This is a genomic window from Neptunitalea chrysea (genome assembly GCF_027924145.1).
Classification (GTDB): domain Bacteria; phylum Bacteroidota; class Bacteroidia; order Flavobacteriales; family Flavobacteriaceae; genus Neptunitalea; species Neptunitalea chrysea.
The window spans coordinates 206735-224113 of sequence record NZ_BRVP01000001.1; the positions used below are offsets into that span (position 1 = coordinate 206735).

At 33.5% G+C, this 17379-nt stretch carries 17 protein-coding genes; 12 read left to right on the forward strand and 5 right to left on the reverse strand.

Annotated features, from left to right (window positions below; translation table 11 throughout):
• Positions 1-23: 23 nt before the first annotated feature.
• The 6 genes from NBRC110019_RS00865 to rlmN all read left to right on the forward strand — a co-directional run bounded on the left by NBRC110019_RS00865 (position 24) and on the right by rlmN (position 6794).
• Positions 24-1961: a transglutaminase family protein gene (locus NBRC110019_RS00865; protein ID WP_281751363.1), complete on the forward strand. Its 1938-nt coding sequence runs from the start codon at positions 24-26 to the stop codon at positions 1959-1961.
• A gap of 9 nt (positions 1962-1970) precedes the next feature.
• Positions 1971-2297 carry a nucleotide pyrophosphohydrolase gene (locus NBRC110019_RS00870; protein WP_281751366.1) on the forward strand — a complete coding sequence of 109 codons (327 nt, stop codon included), beginning with the start codon at positions 1971-1973 and terminating at the stop codon, positions 2295-2297.
• A 154-nt stretch (positions 2298-2451) separates the two neighbouring features.
• A complete protein-coding gene (locus NBRC110019_RS00875; RefSeq protein WP_281751367.1) occupies positions 2452-3675 on the forward strand; it encodes a 3-phosphoshikimate 1-carboxyvinyltransferase in 1224 nt (407 codons plus the stop codon).
• Positions 3676-3787: 112 nt separating this feature from the next.
• Positions 3788-4837, forward strand: coding sequence for a tRNA preQ1(34) S-adenosylmethionine ribosyltransferase-isomerase QueA (gene queA, locus NBRC110019_RS00880; protein ID WP_281751369.1), 1050 nt, complete (start codon positions 3788-3790; stop codon positions 4835-4837).
• A gap of 106 nt (positions 4838-4943) precedes the next feature.
• Positions 4944-5660 (forward strand): Bax inhibitor-1/YccA family protein, encoded by a 717-nt coding sequence (locus NBRC110019_RS00885; RefSeq protein ID WP_281751372.1) that lies wholly within the window; start codon positions 4944-4946, stop codon positions 5658-5660.
• A gap of 93 nt (positions 5661-5753) precedes the next feature.
• Positions 5754-6794, forward strand: coding sequence for a dual-specificity RNA methyltransferase RlmN (gene rlmN / locus NBRC110019_RS00890; protein ID WP_281751374.1), 1041 nt, complete (start codon positions 5754-5756; stop codon positions 6792-6794).
• 127 nt (positions 6795-6921) lie between these two features.
• On the opposite strand, the gene NBRC110019_RS00895 is transcribed toward rlmN, so the two are convergent.
• A complete protein-coding gene (locus NBRC110019_RS00895) occupies positions 6922-8169 on the reverse strand; it encodes a T9SS-dependent choice-of-anchor J family protein (protein ID WP_281751375.1) in 1248 nt (415 codons plus the stop codon).
• 101 nt (positions 8170-8270) lie between these two features.
• Positions 8271-8513 (reverse strand): T9SS type A sorting domain-containing protein, encoded by a 243-nt coding sequence (locus NBRC110019_RS00900; protein WP_309297633.1) that lies wholly within the window; start codon positions 8511-8513, stop codon positions 8271-8273.
• Between NBRC110019_RS00900 and NBRC110019_RS00905 the strand changes: the two genes are divergently transcribed.
• A complete protein-coding gene (locus NBRC110019_RS00905) occupies positions 8455-8607 on the forward strand; it encodes a hypothetical protein (RefSeq protein ID WP_281751377.1) in 153 nt (50 codons plus the stop codon). The two genes, NBRC110019_RS00900 and NBRC110019_RS00905, sit on opposite strands and share 59 nt — an antisense overlap.
• Positions 8608-8705: 98 nt before the next feature.
• Here the strand turns inward: NBRC110019_RS00905 and NBRC110019_RS00910 are convergent, their stop codons facing one another.
• Both NBRC110019_RS00910 and NBRC110019_RS00915 read right to left on the reverse strand, forming a co-directional pair.
• On the reverse strand, positions 8706-9218 hold the full coding sequence (locus NBRC110019_RS00910; RefSeq protein WP_281751379.1) for a choice-of-anchor J domain-containing protein: 513 nt from the start codon (positions 9216-9218) through the stop codon (positions 8706-8708).
• 285 nt (positions 9219-9503) lie between these two features.
• Positions 9504-10616 carry a T9SS-dependent choice-of-anchor J family protein gene (locus NBRC110019_RS00915; RefSeq protein WP_281751381.1) on the reverse strand — a complete coding sequence of 371 codons (1113 nt, stop codon included), beginning with the start codon at positions 10614-10616 and terminating at the stop codon, positions 9504-9506.
• 313 nt (positions 10617-10929) lie between these two features.
• Here NBRC110019_RS00915 and NBRC110019_RS00920 point away from each other — a divergent pair, with 313 nt between their 5' ends.
• From NBRC110019_RS00920 to dnaG, 5 genes are all read left to right on the forward strand, one after another.
• Positions 10930-11907: a polyprenyl synthetase family protein gene (locus tag NBRC110019_RS00920; RefSeq protein ID WP_281751383.1), complete on the forward strand. Its 978-nt coding sequence runs from the start codon at positions 10930-10932 to the stop codon at positions 11905-11907.
• A 130-nt stretch (positions 11908-12037) separates the two neighbouring features.
• The gene (locus tag NBRC110019_RS00925; RefSeq protein ID WP_281751452.1) at positions 12038-12595 is read left to right on the forward strand and encodes an RNA polymerase sigma factor; all 558 of its coding nucleotides are present in this window, start codon (positions 12038-12040) and stop codon (positions 12593-12595) included.
• A complete protein-coding gene (locus NBRC110019_RS00930) occupies positions 12582-13349 on the forward strand; it encodes a hypothetical protein (RefSeq protein WP_281751385.1) in 768 nt (255 codons plus the stop codon). Before NBRC110019_RS00925 ends, NBRC110019_RS00930 begins: the two co-directional genes overlap by 14 nt.
• 45 nt (positions 13350-13394) lie before the next feature.
• Positions 13395-14510, forward strand: a complete 1116-nt coding sequence (locus NBRC110019_RS00935) for a hypothetical protein (protein WP_281751387.1) — start codon at positions 13395-13397, stop codon at positions 14508-14510.
• A 126-nt stretch (positions 14511-14636) separates the two neighbouring features.
• Complete coding sequence (gene dnaG, locus NBRC110019_RS00940) at positions 14637-16601, forward strand: DNA primase (protein ID WP_281751389.1); 1965 nt, start codon at positions 14637-14639, stop codon at positions 16599-16601.
• On the opposite strand, the gene NBRC110019_RS00945 is transcribed toward dnaG, so the two are convergent.
• Positions 16598-17227, reverse strand: coding sequence for a response regulator (locus tag NBRC110019_RS00945; RefSeq protein ID WP_281751391.1), 630 nt, complete (start codon positions 17225-17227; stop codon positions 16598-16600). The two genes, dnaG and NBRC110019_RS00945, sit on opposite strands and share 4 nt — an antisense overlap.
• Between the last annotated feature and the right edge of the window lie 152 nt (positions 17228-17379).

Genomic DNA, 17379 nt, shown 5'->3' on the forward strand with positions numbered 1-17379 from the left:
ATAACCGATAAATATAACAAACTATGAAAAAAATCCTCATACTGTTTATGCTTGCTGTATTGGGTAAAAGCTATGCCCAGAAGTATAAATTTGGGCATGTATCCAAAGAAGAATTACAAGAGGTAAGTTATCCCACAGATGCTGATGCCGAAGCGGCTATTTTATATAACTATAGAGATAGTTATATTTTTACCACGACGTCTACTATTGAACTAACGACGGAAGTTTACAAGAAAATTAAAATTTACAACAAAGAAGGGTTTGATTGGGCTACTCAAACAGTCTATTTGTATAAATCGGGGAGTAGTAAAGAGCAAATTAGTAAAATAAAGGCGGTAACCTATAATCTGGATGGAACAAAAATTAACGAAACAAAATTAGATAAGGATCAGATTTTTAAAAAGGAGTTTTCCTATAGATTAGATGAAGTTACTTTTACGTTACCTAATGTAAAAGAGGGGTCTGTTATTGAAATTGAATACAAAATTACCTCTCCTTTTTATAGATCGTTTGATGATTTAAATTTCCAGTACGAAATTCCTGTTAAGAAGTTTTATGCAGAAATTAGAACTCCTAAGGTCTATACGTATACCAGAACTTTAAGAGGAAATACGTTTGTTAATCTTACAACAGAGCGTAAAATGGATCACCGTACAGGTGTTAACGTTGATGTGTACAGATATTCTCAAGAAAATATTCCAGCATTAAAAGATGAACCTTTCGTAGATAATCTAGATAACTATAGAGGTAGTATTATGTTTGAGTTATCTCAGGTGGAATTAGATACTCGTTATGTGAGATATTCACAAAGTTGGGGAGATGTTGCCAAAGAGATAGGAAACGATGATGATTATGCAGAAGATCTAGATAAGGCTCGTTTTGTAGATGATATCACCGACCCATTAATTTCAGGAGTATCTGATCCGCTACAAAAAATGAAAAATATTTTTAACTATGTTAAAGCGAATTATACTTGGAATGGGTTTGAAGGGAAATATTTTTATAATGGTTTAAAAAAAACGATAAAAGAGAAAAAGGGGAATGCAGCAGATATTAATTTATTATTAGTAGCCATGTTACGTTATGCTGATATTGATGCAAATCCGGTAGTAATATGTACAAAGGATGAAGTAAGACCGCTATTCCCTACCTTAAAAGGGCTTAATTATGTAATTGCGTATGCTGTTATTAATGATCAGGAGTATGTTATGGATGCAACAAGAGAGTTTAGTGAAATTAATGTACTTCCGCTAGATGATTATTATTATGATGGAATGTATATTAATAATAACAGTATGAGATGGAATAAAATTTCTTTACGTAGTCCTGATCCTTCTCTCACTGCTGTAAATCTAATGGCTACTCTAGCTGATGATGGAAGCATTGAGGGTAAAGTACGTTATGCGTATGACCAGCATAGTGCTATGATTTTTAGAACTAATTTTAAGGGTAGTAATTTAGATGATTATACCAGAGATAGAGAAAATGAGCTTAGTGGTATAGAGATTTCAGACTTTAAAGTAACCAATGAAAAATCTTCAGATAAAAAGGCATTGGAAAGTTTTAGTTTCTTTTCAGAAGATTTGGTAGAGGATATTGGAGGTAAATTATATTTTAATCCTTTATTGTTTTTAACTACAGGGAGTTCTCCTTTTGTGTCAGATACCAGAGAGTATCCTATGGATTTTAAGTATCCGTTTGAGCGCAAGTATAACTTTAGTCTTAATATTCCTGACGGATATAAAGTAGAGTATATACCACAATCTAATAAAATGCCTTTACCTGATGGTTTAGGAGAAGTATACTACCTTTTCAAGACAAATGCGATGGGTATTCAAATTGTGTATGATTTCAAATTAAATATGAGATTAATTAATCCGAGTTACTATAAAGATATTAAAGACTTTTTTAGTAAAATGGTGGAAATTGAATCAGAAAAGATAATTTTGTCCAAAGCTTAATAGGTACCAATGGATATTAAAAATGCACAAATAGCAGTAGATAACTGGATTAAAGAACACGGAGTACGTTACTTTAATGAACTTACAAATATGGCACAGCTAACGGAAGAGGTTGGTGAAGTAGCCAGAATTATTGCTCGTAGATATGGAGAGCAATCTGAAAAAGAAAGTGATAAAAATAAAGACTTAGGTGAAGAGTTGGCAGATGTTGTATTTGTGGTATTGTGTTTGGCAAATCAAACAGGAATTGATTTGCAAGCGTCTTTTGATAAAAAGATGGATATGAAAACAAAACGTGATCATGACCGTCATCATAATAATGAAAAATTGAAATAAGTTATTTATTTAAAATAATAAAGAGCGGCTATTGTTTATAAGACAATAGCCGTTTTTTTTTACTTTTTATTAGTGTTTTACCAAACTTGAGTACTCGTATTGTTTTTTGAGTGGCTTATCTATACTTTTGAGCTGATAGAAAATAAAGAGCAAAGTGAATTATAAAGTAAGTACAGTTCATATTTTTTTTAAAGAGACTATTAATATAACGGGGAGTAAATCTGAAACAAACAGATTATTGTTGTTACAAGCGTTGTTTCCTGCTATACAGGTAGAAAACATATCAAACTCTGATGATGCAGTTGTAATGCAGAAAGGTTTGGCTTCAGATAGTAGTGTGGTAGATATACATCATGCAGGTACGGCTATGCGTTTTTTAACGGCCTATTTTGCAGGTAAAGAGGGAAGCAATGTGTTGCTCACAGGGTCTGCACGTATGAAAGAACGTCCTATTAAAATTTTGGTAGATGCACTGAATAGTTTAGGAGCCGAAATTACCTATGCAAATACGGAAGGGTATCCGCCTTTGCATATTAAAGGAAAAAAACTAACAAAGTCAGAAGTTACCTTACCTGCAGATATTAGTAGTCAGTATATATCGGCATTACTATTATTGGCAGCACGATTAGAAAATGGACTTGAATTAACCTTAATAGGTAAAATTACTTCGATACCTTATATAGAAATGACCTTGGCCTTATTAAATGAGGTTGGTATTAAAACCAAGTTTGAAGGTAATTTTATAAAAGTATATCCGGTAAAAGAAGAGGTAGAACCAACCACATTGGTAGTAGAGTCTGATTGGTCATCTGCTTCGTATTACTATTCTATTGTGGCTTTAGCTGAGGTAGGTTCGCAAATAACGCTTACCAGTTATAAACAAAACAGTTTACAAGGAGATAGTGCATTAGCCAGCTTTTATAAAGAAATGGGAGTGTCTACAGTTTTTGATGCAAACACTTTAGTGTTAACAAAGGAAACAGATGAAGTTAAAAATGTAGCTTTTGATTTAACCAAAACTCCTGATATTGCCCAAACGATTGCGGTTACCTGTTTTGGGTTAGGTATAGGTTGTGAATTAAGTGGTTTACATACGTTAAAAATAAAAGAAACGGATAGGTTAGAAGCTCTTAGAGTTGAGCTTACAAAACTAGGAGCAATTATTAAGGTAACTGATAAGGAACTATTCCTACAGCCATCTACTCATTTTAATGAGAATGTTGCTATAGATACGTATAACGATCATAGAATGGCAATGGCATTTGCTCCGTTAACTATAAAAGTTCCATTAATTATAAATGATGCAATGGTAGTGTCTAAATCGTACCCTGATTTTTGGGAGGATATGAAGTTGTTAGGGGTTGATGTTATTGTTTAAGAAAATTATTTTTCCCTTTTTACTTGACAACCCCTGTTTTGAGATAGTATATTTGCACACTTAAATAGAGAGAAGGTATATCTTTCTCTTTCAAAACATTAAAAAACTAAGAATGAAGTTATCACATTTCAATTTTGATTTACCAAAAGAATTGTTGGCAGAGTATCCTTCTGAGAACAGAGATGAGGCCAGATTAATGGTAATTAACAGAAAAGAAGGAACTATTGAACATAAATTATTTAAAGATATTATAAATTACTTTGATGAAGGTGATGTAATGGTTTTGAATAATACCAAAGTTTTTCCTGCTAGACTTTTTGGTAACAAAGAGAAAACGGGAGCTAGAATTGAAGTGTTTTTGTTACGTGAATTAAATGCAGAGCAACGTTTATGGGATGTTTTGGTAGACCCAGCAAGAAAAATTCGTATAGGTAATAAGTTATACTTTGGTGAAGACGAAAGTTTGGTAGCTGAGGTTATTGATAATACAACCTCTAGGGGTAGAACATTACGTTTTTTGTATGACGGGTCTTATGAAGAGTTTCGTTATAAGCTAAAAGAACTAGGTGAAACACCACTTCCTAAATATATTAAGAGAGATGTAGAGCCTGAGGACGAAGAGCGTTATCAAACTATTTACGCTAAGTATGAAGGGGCAGTAGCTGCACCTACAGCAGGTTTACACTTTTCTAAACACTTACTAAAAAGATTAGAAATTAAAGGAGTTGATTTTGCAGAGGTTACATTACATGTTGGTTTAGGTACTTTTAATCCAGTAGAGGTTGAAGATCTTTCTAAACATAAAATGGATAGTGAAGAGATTGCAATTTCTGAAGAGGCTTGTAATACAGTAAATAAGGCGAAAGATGAAAAAAGAAGAGTTTGTGCTGTGGGTACTACAGTTATGAGAGCGATGGAAAGTTCTGTATCTTCCGATAGAACATTAAATCCGTTTGAAGGGTGGACAAACAAATTTATTTTCCCTCCTTATGAGTTTAGTATTGCAGATTGTATGATTACAAACTTCCATACACCAAAATCTACCTTGTTAATGATGATTTCGGCGTTTACAGGACACGATTTAATGATGGAAGCTTACAAAAAAGCAATAGAGGAAAACTATAAGTTTTACTCTTACGGAGATGCGATGATAATCATCTAAGTAAGATAAATCATAAAGTATACTTAAAGCCCTTTTATTTTAAAAGGGCTTTTTGATTTTTTTATAAAAAAAATGTTACTTTTATTTCATAAAAACAAAATTAAAAATGAACAACAGAGAACCAATTATTAGAAGCGAAGCGGATAGCGGATTAGCTGCTTTTATGACTAAAGTATATATGTGGATGTCAGTGGCTTTGGTGATAACAGGAGTTGTAGCATATTATGTTTCAACAAATGAAGCTTTAATTGAAGCTATAATTGTTAATAGGATAATGTTTTGGGCTTTAATTATTAGTGAAGTAGCTTTAGTGTGGTATTTGTCTGCTAATATTCATAAAATGAGTTCGGGCAATGCAACGGCCATGTTTATGGTTTATGCAGCTTTAAATGGGGCTACTTTATCAATTATATTTTTAATATATACTATGGGCTCTATAGCAAATACCTTCTTTATAACAGCAGGTACTTTTGCAGTTATGAGTGCTTACGGATACTTTACGAAAAGTGATTTAACGAAATGGGGCAATATTTTATTTATGGCGCTTATAGGTGTTATTATAGCTAGTGTGGTAAATGTATTTATGGGTAGCGGACTTTTGTATTGGATTATTACTTATGTAGGGGTTTTAGTGTTTACCGGTTTAATAGCATACGATACGCAAAAACTAAAAAATATTTACAATGGTATAATGACAACTAAAAGTGATGAGGTAATTGAAATCCAGGATAAATCGGCTATAATGGGTGCATTATCGTTGTATTTAGATTTTATTAACCTATTCTTATTACTACTTAGATTTTTTGGTGGTGGTAGAGACTAATATTGATTTTGAAATAATATAATTAAGAAGATTCGTGAATAGCGAATCTTCTTTTTTTATAGACTCATTTATAATTCATTACTTTTGCACTCTATGCAGGCAGAGAAAAAAGATATACGAGCGTTAACTAAAGAGCAGCTACGCGATTTTTTTGTTAAAGAAGGAGATAAAGCCTTTAGAGGTAATCAGGTATATGAGTGGTTATGGCAAAAGGGAGCACATTCTTTTGAGGCTATGACAAACTTGTCTAAACCTACTCGACAAATGTTAGAGGATAACTTTGTTATTAATCATATTAAGGTAGATTTAATGCAACGTAGTTCTGATGGAACTATAAAAAATGCAGTGCGTTTACACGACGATTTGATAGTAGAGTCGGTTTTAATACCTACAGATACCCGAACCACGGCATGTGTGTCTAGCCAGGTAGGGTGTAGTTTAGACTGTAAGTTCTGTGCTACAGCACGTTTAAAGCGTATGAGAAACCTAAATCCAGATGAGATTTACGATCAGGTAGTAGCTATAGATAATGAAAGTAGATTGTATTTTAGTAGACCTTTAAGTAATATTGTTTTCATGGGAATGGGAGAACCACTCATGAATTACAATAATGTATTAAAGGCAATAGATAAAATTACTTCTGAAGAAGGTTTGGGGATGTCGCCTCGTAGAATTACGGTTTCTACCTCAGGAGTGCCAAAGATGATAAAAAAAATGGCGGATGATGAGGTGAAATTTAAGCTAGCAGTTTCACTACATTCTGCTTTAGATGATGTGCGTACTTCTATTATGCCTTTTAATAGCACCTTTCCTTTACAAGATTTAAGGGAGGCGCTTGAATATTGGTATAGTAAAACTAAGAGTAGAATCACCTATGAATATGTGGTTTGGAGTGGTATAAATGATAAAAGAAAGGATGTAGAAGCTCTAGTGAGATTTTGCAGATTTGCACCTTCTAAGGTGAACCTTATTGAGTACAACCCTATTGATGACGGAGCGTTTCAGCAGGCAGATGAAAGTGCTATAAAGTTGTACCAGGAGATTTTAGAAAGAAACGGAATCACTGTAACGGTAAGACGATCTAGAGGAAAAGATATAGATGCCGCTTGTGGGCAATTGGCTAATAAGTCTTAAAAGAGAAGAATAAAATCACAAAAGGTAGCCCCCTCAAAGAATTTCTTTGAGGGGGCTACTTTTTGTGCTCAATATTTACTCAATAATTGAGATTAAATATTTCTTGGGCTTGCCCCAAAATAGTTTACTATTTAGTAAATTTTATATTTTGAACGGTGTTTCCAATAGAAACTTTAGCCATATAAAGACCTTTAGCTAAGTTTGGCAAGTCAACTACCTCTTTAGTATTACTTAAATTTTTAGAGAAAACTTGTTGCCCTGAAATAGTGTAAACTGAGATAGCAGTAAAATTATTTTCAGACGACTTTAAGGTTAGCTGATTTGACGAAGCATCATAATGATGTTTAAACTTGCTTAAAGCAACGTTTTCAATTCCTAAAGTTGATGTTATAGATACATCATCAATATTTAAAACAAATTCATCTGATACGTTATGGTGTCTAAAAGCAACATAAATTGTTTGTCCGGCTAAGGAACTAATGTCTAATGATCTCGAAGCATAAACACCTGCTCCTCCATTTTGTCCAACAATTTCATTAAAAGTAACGGAGCTTGATGTGAAATCCGAAATAGTATTACCAGTAGCTACATATACGGTGTAGTTTTCGTCAGCATAGTTAGAGTCTACACCTCTTGCTTTCCACTGTAAAGCAATATTGTCAGTAGCTGCTGAAGAGGTTAAGTCAATAGGGAATGAAATTAACCAGTTGTCTGGTGTTAATGGGCCATCTGTATTGTCATAAGAAGCAGATGCAACACAAGGATTTCCGTCAGCAACTCCATCATTATCTAGGTCATAATCAACAGGAAACCATCCATTACCATCACCATCATTATCTATTTGACTCCAACAAGTATAAATATTAGCAGTGCTGTTAAAATCTTCCGAAACAGGCAATGTCCCAGTTGGGCAAGATGCTGTATTTTCAGTAATCTCAAATTGAAAACCGTTAGCATTCCAATTATCATCCCAATAGATAAAATAGGATTCTCCGTTTGAAACAAGAATAGTTGCCGAAGAAAGATAGTTAGTAGTTGAAATATCATCACTATAAGATACACAAGTAAGTGTAGAGCACGTACCAGAGAAAATACTTAATCGAGTATCATCGCTATATGTTGTACCATCATTTTGAGATAGATTAGATGAAATAGTGAGGGTACCATCGAAATTAGCGGTGTATGAATACCAGCTACCATATGTAGCAGTTGATGAAGTATAACAGGTGTTATTAATAGTACCTGTAATAGCTCCTGCTGTAGTAGTACCAGCTGTTACAGTTAAGGCATTAGCACAACTACTTTGTGCATTTATAGCATTCAATGTAAAAAGGCTAATTAGTAATGTGTGAAATAGAAGTGTAGTTTTTTTCATAGAAATTGTTTTATAGTTTAAGTTAAAAATATAATAATTTGTAAAATTTACTCTTAAAAAAAGCATAAAATTATTATTTGTTATAAACTGTATTGACGTTATTACTTTTTAGAAATAGTAATTGATTGTGAATTGCTTTCTCCAAAAAGTTTTACAATATAAATACCTGTGTTAAGTTGTGCCATATCAATGGTGTTTCCGCTTAAATCAGATTTCTCAGAAGTTAAAACTAATTGACCTAATTGGTTATACACTTGAGCTTTTACTAAAGTTTCGTTACCACTAATGTTTAATACATCAGAAACCGGATTAGGGTATACAGAGAATGTAGTATCTTCAACTATATCTTTAGATAAAGCTTCAGTTCCTGTAGTAAAAGACCATACAGAAGTACCCGTAGCAGCACCTGCACCGTTTACAGGAATTATTTCCCAGTAGTAAGTGTATAGTCAGAAAATCCGGAAACGTTATACGTAGTTCCGGTTGTTGTAACATTTAAAGCAGTTAAATCTGTAGCTGAAGTACCTAAGTTAAGTTCATAGTATAATGAATGGTGCTTCGCCAGTTGTAGGGGCGTCCCATGTAAAAGTAACTTGTGTATACGATGAGTCTATAGCTAAAGTTAAAGGAACATTTGTAGCTCCATCACTAGGATAAGGATTGGTTGCAACAGACGGTGCGCTAGATGCACTAGCAACCATTGCAACATAATCAATATAAAAAGCATCGTTTCCTAAAGTAGTTGCATTACCTTCTGCAACAAATGCAATATAGATAGATTGTCCTGAATAAGCAGATAAATCAACTATCTTAGTACCGAAATTTGCAGTTGCAATAGCAGATTCTGTATATGTGGTAACAGTTGTATAATCTGAAATGTTAGTTTGCGAAGTTGTTGATACCATAACCTTTAAACTGTATCCATAATCAATAGTGTAATAGTTTCCGATATCAAAAGATAAAACACTATATGCTGAGCTTACCGTTATTTGTGGTGTAACTAACCAGTCTTGACATGTGCTTACATCACTATCAAATACACAAAACATATTTCCGTAAGTACCGTAAACCCATTCGAAGGTAGTTCTTTGCCCGTTACTTCCAGAAAAGGTAGCCCATCAGGCAGGTAAGGCACCTCCGCTAAAATCCTCAGAAAATTGTGCAGAAGCGGTTAAAGTAGCAAAAATCGAAAGTAAAATTGTAGTAATTTTTTTCATAATTTAGTAGGTAATTTTATCCTACAAAATTACATCTTTCGAAAGGTTTTGAAAAAAAAATAATACATAAAAAACCACTTTAATAATTTTAAAGTGGTTTTTTATGTATTAATAAAATTACTCTTTAGCAATAGTAATTGACTGTGAATTGTTTTCTCCAAAAAGTTTTACAATATAAATGCCTGTGTTAAGTTGTGCTATATCAATGGTATTTCCACTTAAATCAGACTTCTCAGAAGTTAAAACTAATTGTCCTAATTGATTGTAAACTTCAGCTTTTACTAAAGTTTCGTTACCGCTAATGTTTAACACATCAGAAACCGGATTAGGGTATACAGAGAATGTAGTATCTTCAATTGTATCTATAGATAAAGCTTCAGTTCCTGTAGTAAAAGACCATACAGAAGTACCCGTAGCAGCACCTGCACTATTTACAGGAATAATTTCCCAGTAGTAAGTGGTGTAGTCAGAAAATCCGTAAATGTTATACGTAGTTCCGGTTGTTGTAACATTTAAAGCAGTTAAATCTGTAGCTGAAGTACCTAAGTTAAGTTCATAGTATAATGGTGCTTCGCCAGTTGTAGGGGCGTCCCATGTGAAAGTAACTTGAGAATACGTTCCGTCTGTAGCTAAGGTTAAAGGCACAGCTGTAGCACCATCACTAGGATAAGGATTGGTTACAACAGACGGTGCGCTAGATGCACTAGCAACCATTGTAACATCATCAATATAAACAGCATCGCTTCCAGCAGTAGTTGCATTACCTTCTGCAACAAATGCAATATAGATAGATTGTCCTGAATAAGCAGATAAATCAACAATCTTAGTACTGAAACTTTGAACTGTAAGATCAGATTCTGTATATGTGGTAACAGTTGTATAATCTGAAATGTTCGTTTGCGAAGTTGTTGATACCATAATCTTTAAACTGTATCCATAATCAAGAGCGGCATAGGTTGTGGTTTCAAAAGATAAAGCATCATTTCCTGAGCTTACCGTTATTTGTGGTGTAACTAACCAGTCTTGACATGTACTTACATCACTATCAAATATACAATACATATATTCAGAAGTACTGTAACCCCAGTCGTAGTTAGTTCCTAGTCCGTTACTTCCAAGAAAGGTAACCCATCCGGCAGGTAAGGCACCTCCGCTAAAATCCTCAGAAAATTGTGCAGAAGCGGTTAAAGTAGTAAAAATCGAAAGTAAAATTGTAGTAATTTTTTTCATAAATTGTAGTTTATTATTAAGCCAATAAAATTAAGTTTTTTTTTGGTTAAAACTAATGTTTTAACGATATAATTAAAATGTTTACAGGGATATAACTAAAGTTTTGATTCATTGTATTTTTTGTGATATTTAAGGTGTATTTTGTTTTTTTGTAAGTTAAATGATTTTTGTAGAAAGTTTTATAGCTCCTTTTAAATAAAGGCTTCTTGTTTTTTTACTTTAAATAGTTCTTTATTCTGTTAGTAGAAAATAAAAATGACTGTAGAATTTTTTGTAGGTTTGTGAAGTTTATAAAAGTTTTTTAGCCCACACTTTGAAAGTAGTTGAAAAAATTAAGTTTCCTATACGAGAGGAGATGGAACTTTTCGAAAAAAAGTTTCAAGAATACATGTCCTCTAAAGTTGCTCTTCTTAACAGAATCACGTATTACATAGTAAACCGTAAAGGAAAACAAATGCGTCCTATGTTTGTTTTTCTAATGGCTAAAATGATTTCAGGAGGAAAAGTAAATGATAGAACTTACAGAGGTGCTGCGGTTATAGAGCTTATACATACAGCTACTTTGGTGCATGACGATGTGGTAGATGATAGTAATAGAAGAAGAGGCTTCTTTTCAATAAACGCCTTATGGAAAAATAAAATAGCGGTACTAGTTGGTGATTATTTGCTTTCTAAGGGGTTGCTACTTTCTATAGATAATGATGATTTTGATTTATTGAAAATTATTTCTGTGGCGGTACGTGAAATGAGTGAGGGTGAATTACTACAAATTGAAAAGGCCAGAAAACTAGATATTACCGAGGAAGTATACTACGAAATTATTAGACAAAAAACGGCTACTCTTATTGCTGCCTGTTGTAGCTTAGGAGCTTGTTCTATAGCACCGGAATCTGATCATGTGGAACGCATGCGTAAGTTTGGAGAATATATAGGAATGGCTTTTCAAATTAAAGATGACCTTTTTGATTATACTGATGGCCCCATAGGGAAACCAACGGGAATTGATATCAAAGAACAAAAAATGACACTCCCTTTAATATATACTTTGGATAATTGCGATGCAAAGGAGCGCGAATGGCTAATTAATTCTATTAAAAGGTATAATAAAAATACAAAGAGGGTAAAAGAGGTGATTGCTTTTGTAAAACAAAAAGGTGGATTGGAGTATGCTGCCGAAAAAATGGTTGAATTTCAGCAGATGGCATTGGCTATTTTAGCAGATTATGACAACTCTCCTTATAAAGATTCACTAGTTCTTATGGTGAATTATGTAATTGAAAGAAAAAAATAATTTTCACAATTACCTGAAAAACAAATATTTGTTTTTTGTTTTGATTTTTTTTTGAAAAAATAACTACCTTCAGGCAACCATTTTTGTCTCAATTGCGTCTTTATAAACAGAAACCAGTATGAAACGCGTTTTGAAAGTTATTCATTTACATACCAGTGAGGAAAAGCTTATTAAGAAAGCCCAGAGAAATGATCGGGTTTCGCAACAAGCTTTATATACTACCTATGCGCCAAAAATGCTTAGTGTATGCAGGTATTATGTGAAAGACTTGCAATATGCGGAAGATGTTATGATTACGGGTTTCGCTAAAGTGTTTAAAGGACTTTCTACATTTCAATTTGAAGGAAGTTTTGAAGGTTGGGTAAGGCGTATTATGGTAAGAGAGTCTATATCTTTTTTACGGAGTAATAAACAAATTATTTTTACTGAATATACTACGGCAACAAATGAAGAAATTGTTTATGAATCTGATATGTCTACAGAGGTGTTGCAGTTACTTATAGATGGATTACCTGACGGTTACAAGGCTGTTTTTGTGATGTATGCTATTGAAGGATACGCTCATAAAGAAATTGCAGAGATGTTAGAAATATCTGAGGGGACTTCAAAATCGCAACTTTCGAAAGCACGAAAGCTTTTAAAGCAACAATTAGACTTAATTAAAAAAAGAGAAAATGGGACTATCTGAGTTTGAGAAAGAGTTGAGAGATAAAATGGAGGAGCGTTCTATTGTACCTTCGGATACGTCTTGGGATAGGGTTGTAGCTGGATTAGAGGAGCCTAAGAAAAAGGTTATTTTACTTAATTGGTATTGGGTAGCGGCTATTCTTGTTATAGGTGTTTTTATCTCATACAGTGTGTTTTTTAAATCATCTGAGATACATACTATTGAGGTAGTAAATACAGATGTAGATGCCCATGACGTTCTTAAAGAAGGTGTTTTGAAGGTTAATACGAAGCCTGAAGTTGAGTTTAAAAAATATGAGCAAGAAGATGCTGTAGTTGTAACTAGGTTAGAAGTTGCAAATAAAGTAATAGAACACTCTGCTGAGGTTGAAAAAGTGAATAAAAATGCTTTTGAAAAAGAGATACAAAAGGTTCCGAATGCCAAGTTAGTATCAATTCAGGAGGCTCCTAAAACGAAATCTCCAGAGGATATTAAAGTTCAGGAAGTAGTGGCTGAACTTACAGGGTTACATGGGCAAGGGGTAACAATAACAGATGACTTGGTAGATTCACTATTATTAAAAGCTCAAGAGGAATTGAGGGCTGAGAAACTTAAAACCATTATCTCTAAAGAAAATAATACAGATGTTTTGGCCAAAGCATTATTAGAGGAAGTAGAGTACGATTTACATAAATCATTTAAAGAAAAAGTATTTGAAGCCCTGCACGATGGCTTCTTTAAAGTGGAAACTGCGGTTGCGGAACGCGGCCGTTAATAGGAGTTTTTTCATCAATTAAATAATCAATAAAAGGTAGTAATTATGGTACGATTTGTAGCCTACATGAGTATGTTGGCCATGCTGTTTAGTGTTCATATTTTGAGTGCTCAAACCAAAAAAGATTCGTTAAAGCTTGAAGTTGAAAGTAAAAAAGCAGCGTTAAGTGAAGAGCATCAAAGTGAAATAGAGAAACTTAAAAAGTTTAAAGATGTTGTTGTTTTTCAGGAAAAAGAAAAATTAAAAGAGGAAGTAAAAAAAATTGAAGAGAGGCTTGCTAAAGGGGAGCTTACCAAAGAGGAAGCTGAAGACCTAAAGACGGAAGCAGCAAGAACTGCAGCTAAGAATATTGAAAATAGAACGGCTATTTTAGATAATAAAATTGCCTTAGCAGAAAGGGGAGAAAATTTTAATGAAAGACGAGACTTAAGAAGTACTGTTTTAATAGGTTCTAAGGGTATTGAATTAGATAATGAAATGTATACAGATTCTACTACTTATAGAAGAAGAATTAAATATGATAAAAGAACATATGGAAGCGTTACCGTTGCAGTAGGTATTAATAATGCTGTAATTGAAGGAAAGGGTATTGATGGATCTCCATACCAAGTAGGAGGTAGTAAGTTTTTTGAAATAGGCTATATGTGGAATACACGTTTGTTTAATAATAGTAATGCAGTGCGTTTTAGATATGGTTTGTCTTTACAGTATAATGGGTTGCGGACAAACAGTGGTAAGTACTTTGTGGAATATGGAGATCAGACCATTTTAGAGGAATTTCCTTATGACTTAAAGAAGGCTAAATTACGTATGGATAATATTGTAGCTCCTGTGTTTTTTGAGTTTGGTCCTTCTAAAAAGGTAGAGCGTGATCGTTATTTTAGATATTACAATTCAAGAATGTTTAAAATAGGGATAGGTGGTTATGCTGGATTAAATTACAGCACACGTCAAAAATTGAAGTATAAGAAGGATGGAGATAAATCTAAAGATAAGCTAAAAACTGATTATAATACCAATAATTTTATTTATGGGGTGGCAGCTTATGTAGGTATTGGAGATGCTTCTCTTTATGTAAAATATGATTTGAACCCTATATTTCATAATGCTGAAACGAAACAAAATAATGTTTCATTAGGGATTCGTTGGGATTTGGATTAGTTTGAGTCTAAAAATAAGACATTGTGAAAACGGCTTCCAATAGAGGAGGCCGTTTTTTGTTATCTTAGTATATTTATAAAGGCCAATAATTTTAAGTATTTTTGCGGTTCTAAATTTTTCAGCAGATTGATAGCTAAAGAGACAATAGATAAAGTTTTTGATGCCGTTAGGGTAGAAGAGGTGATAGGTGATTTTGTTCAACTAAAAAAATCGGGTGCTAACTTTAAAGGGTTAAGTCCGTTTTCAGATGAGCGCACACCTAGTTTTATGGTGTCTCCTGTAAAGCAAATCTGGAAAGATTTTAGTAGTGGTAAAGGAGGAAATGCTATTGCTTTTATTATGGAGCATGAGCACTTTACATACCCTGAGGCGATACGCTACCTTGCTAAAAAGTATGGTATAGAAATTGAAGAAACCGAACAGACAGATGAAGCAAAAGAACAGGCGAATGAGCGAGAGAGTTTGTATGTGGTTTCAGAATATGCTCAGGAGGATTTTGAGCGTAACCTTTGGGAAACTTCACCGGGCAAAGCTATAGGGCTTAGTTATTTTAAAGAACGTGGTTTTACAGATACTACGATTCGTAAATTTAAGCTCGGATATGCCATTGATGAGTGGGAAATCTTTACAAAAAATGCACTTGATAAAGGATATCAGCTAACATTTTTGGAGAAAACCGGTTTAACTATTGTTAAAGAGAATAAGCAGTTCGACAGGTTTAAGGGTAGGGTTATGTTTCCTATTCACTCTATGAGTGGTAGGGTGCTGGGTTTTGGTGGTCGTATTTTAACTACGTCTAAAAAAGTAGCTAAGTACATGAACTCTCCCGAGAGTGATATTTATCACAAGAGTAAAGTGCTTTACGGAATTTATTATGCCAAACAAGCAATAGCTAAAGAAGATAATTGTTATTTGGTAGAAGGGTATACAGATGTGATTCAGTTTCATCAAAGCGGAATTGAGAATGTGGTGGCTTCTAGTGGAACTGCTCTTACGTCTGATCAGATTCGTTTAGTAAACAGGTTAACTAAAAATATTACGGTATTATTTGACGGTGATGCGGCTGGTTTACGTGCTTCTCTACGGGGGGTGGATTTGATTTTGGAGCAAGGTATGAATGTGAGAGTATGTTCATTTCCAGAAGGAGAAGATCCAGATAGCTTTGCCAGAAGAAATAGCTATGATGATGTAATCACTTATTTAAAAGAGAATACTAAAGACTTTATACAATTTAAGGCTTCTGTACTTGTAAAAGAAGCCAATAATGATCCGGTTAAAAAGGCAGATACCATACGAGATATTGTTGGGAGTATAGCTAAAATACCTGATAGAATTAAGCAAGAGGTGTACTTACAGGAGTGTTCCAGAATTATGGATATTTCTGAAGATGTATTGTTTAATACCTTGGCACAATTACAGAATAAAGAGGTAAAGGAAGCCGATAAAAACTATAAAAAAGCAAGACAACAAAAAGCTTTTGATGTTGTTAAAAATGATGCTCAACAGCTAACTAAAGTAGATGTTCAGTACTTATTAGAGCGTAAAATAATAGAGTTGTTGTTGTTGTATGGAGAACGCTCAGAAGTGTTTGATGATTTAGTATTAAAGGCAACAGATGACGGTAAATTAGAGTTAGAGCAACAGCAGTTTGAAGCTAGGGTATTTGAAAAAATTTATTTGGATTTACAGGATGATGAAGTGGACTTTACAAATTCTATTTTTAGAGCTGTATATGTACAATTGATAGAGTTTTTTACTTCTGAAAAGAAATTTTCCATCGAGTTATTTATGCAGGAGTTAACGCCTGAAGTGGTTTCTGAAGTGACTTCCATTCTAATGGATGAAGAAAAATATCAATTACATAATTGGGAGTCTAAAGATATTTTGGTAAAGCAAAAAGATCATGATTTAGGACAAATGGTTAACGAAACGATTTTAAATTTACGATGCTTTCTGATACAAAAAAGGGTTGAGGCTTTAAAAACAGAAACGCTACAAAATAGAGAAGGTAATGCAGAACTTCTAGAGGAAGCAATGCATTACCTTCGATTAAAAAAAGTATTGTCAGAAAAGCTAAATCGAGTTATCTAGAATAACTCAAGTGCTTTTGCTTGTTGTAACATATCTACCATATTATCTACGTTTAATTTACGCATTAATCTGGCTTTGTATGTACTAACAGTTTTTTCGTTTAAACCAAGTTCTTCGGCTACCTGCTTGTTTCTTTTACCGGCAGATAGTAATTTTAAAACTTCTACTTCTCTTGTAGATAATCTTCTAAAATATTTTCTTGGTTTGTTAGTACTTTCGTCAAAAGCTAAACGTTGTGCAAGTTCGTTAGTAATAAACATATTACCAGTTGCAACTTTAATAATAGCCTCTTTTAATAATTCTAAATCAGATGTTTTAGAAATATAACCATGTGCACCAGCTCTTAGCGTGCTAACCGCATAAACATCTTCTGGTTGTGCACTGTACATAAGTACTCTTACCTCAGGGTAATCTTTTTTAAGTTTACGCAAGGCTGTAATTCCATTTACTTCCGGAATGTCCATTTCTAAAAGAATTAAATCTGGGGTACTTTTAGTTAAATAGTCAAACAATCCGTTTGTAGTTGCTACTGTTCCCACAACATCAAGATCAGTAGAGGGTTTGAAGAAAGACTCTAGTCCTTTCTGCACGATTGGGTGGCTGTCGGCCACTAAAACTTTAATCATTTTTTAGGGTTTAAGGGTTTATAAAATAACATAAAGGGTATTAACAAAAATCCAATTTTTGAAAATCCTCATTTTATATTTGTGGGGTATGTAGGCGGTAAAAGTAAGGAATATTATTCTTTTTGTCAAAAAAATATTATAGTAACGTATAA

Excerpts from the sequence above, each read along its gene's own strand:
- NBRC110019_RS00865 (WP_281751363.1), top strand. The coding sequence starts at position 24 with ATGAAAAAAATCCTCATACTGTTTATGCTTGCTGTATTGGGTAAAAGC.
- NBRC110019_RS00870 (WP_281751366.1), top strand. The coding sequence starts at position 1,971 with ATGGATATTAAAAATGCACAAATAGCAGTAGATAACTGGATTAAAGAA.
- queA (WP_281751369.1), top strand. The coding sequence starts at position 3,788 with ATGAAGTTATCACATTTCAATTTTGATTTACCAAAAGAATTGTTGGCA.
- NBRC110019_RS00885 (WP_281751372.1), top strand. The coding sequence starts at position 4,944 with ATGAACAACAGAGAACCAATTATTAGAAGCGAAGCGGATAGCGGATTA.
- rlmN (WP_281751374.1), top strand. The coding sequence starts at position 5,754 with ATGCAGGCAGAGAAAAAAGATATACGAGCGTTAACTAAAGAGCAGCTA.
- NBRC110019_RS00895 (WP_281751375.1), bottom strand. The coding sequence starts at position 8,169 with ATGAAAAAAACTACACTTCTATTTCACACATTACTAATTAGCCTTTTT.
- NBRC110019_RS00905 (WP_281751377.1), top strand. The coding sequence starts at position 8,455 with ATGTTTAATACATCAGAAACCGGATTAGGGTATACAGAGAATGTAGTA.
- NBRC110019_RS00910 (WP_281751379.1), bottom strand. The coding sequence starts at position 9,218 with ATGTTTTGTGTATTTGATAGTGATGTAAGCACATGTCAAGACTGGTTA.
- NBRC110019_RS00915 (WP_281751381.1), bottom strand. The coding sequence starts at position 10,616 with ATGAAAAAAATTACTACAATTTTACTTTCGATTTTTACTACTTTAACC.
- NBRC110019_RS00930 (WP_281751385.1), top strand. The coding sequence starts at position 12,582 with ATGGGACTATCTGAGTTTGAGAAAGAGTTGAGAGATAAAATGGAGGAG.
- NBRC110019_RS00935 (WP_281751387.1), top strand. The coding sequence starts at position 13,395 with ATGGTACGATTTGTAGCCTACATGAGTATGTTGGCCATGCTGTTTAGT.
- NBRC110019_RS00945 (WP_281751391.1), bottom strand. The coding sequence starts at position 17,227 with ATGATTAAAGTTTTAGTGGCCGACAGCCACCCAATCGTGCAGAAAGGA.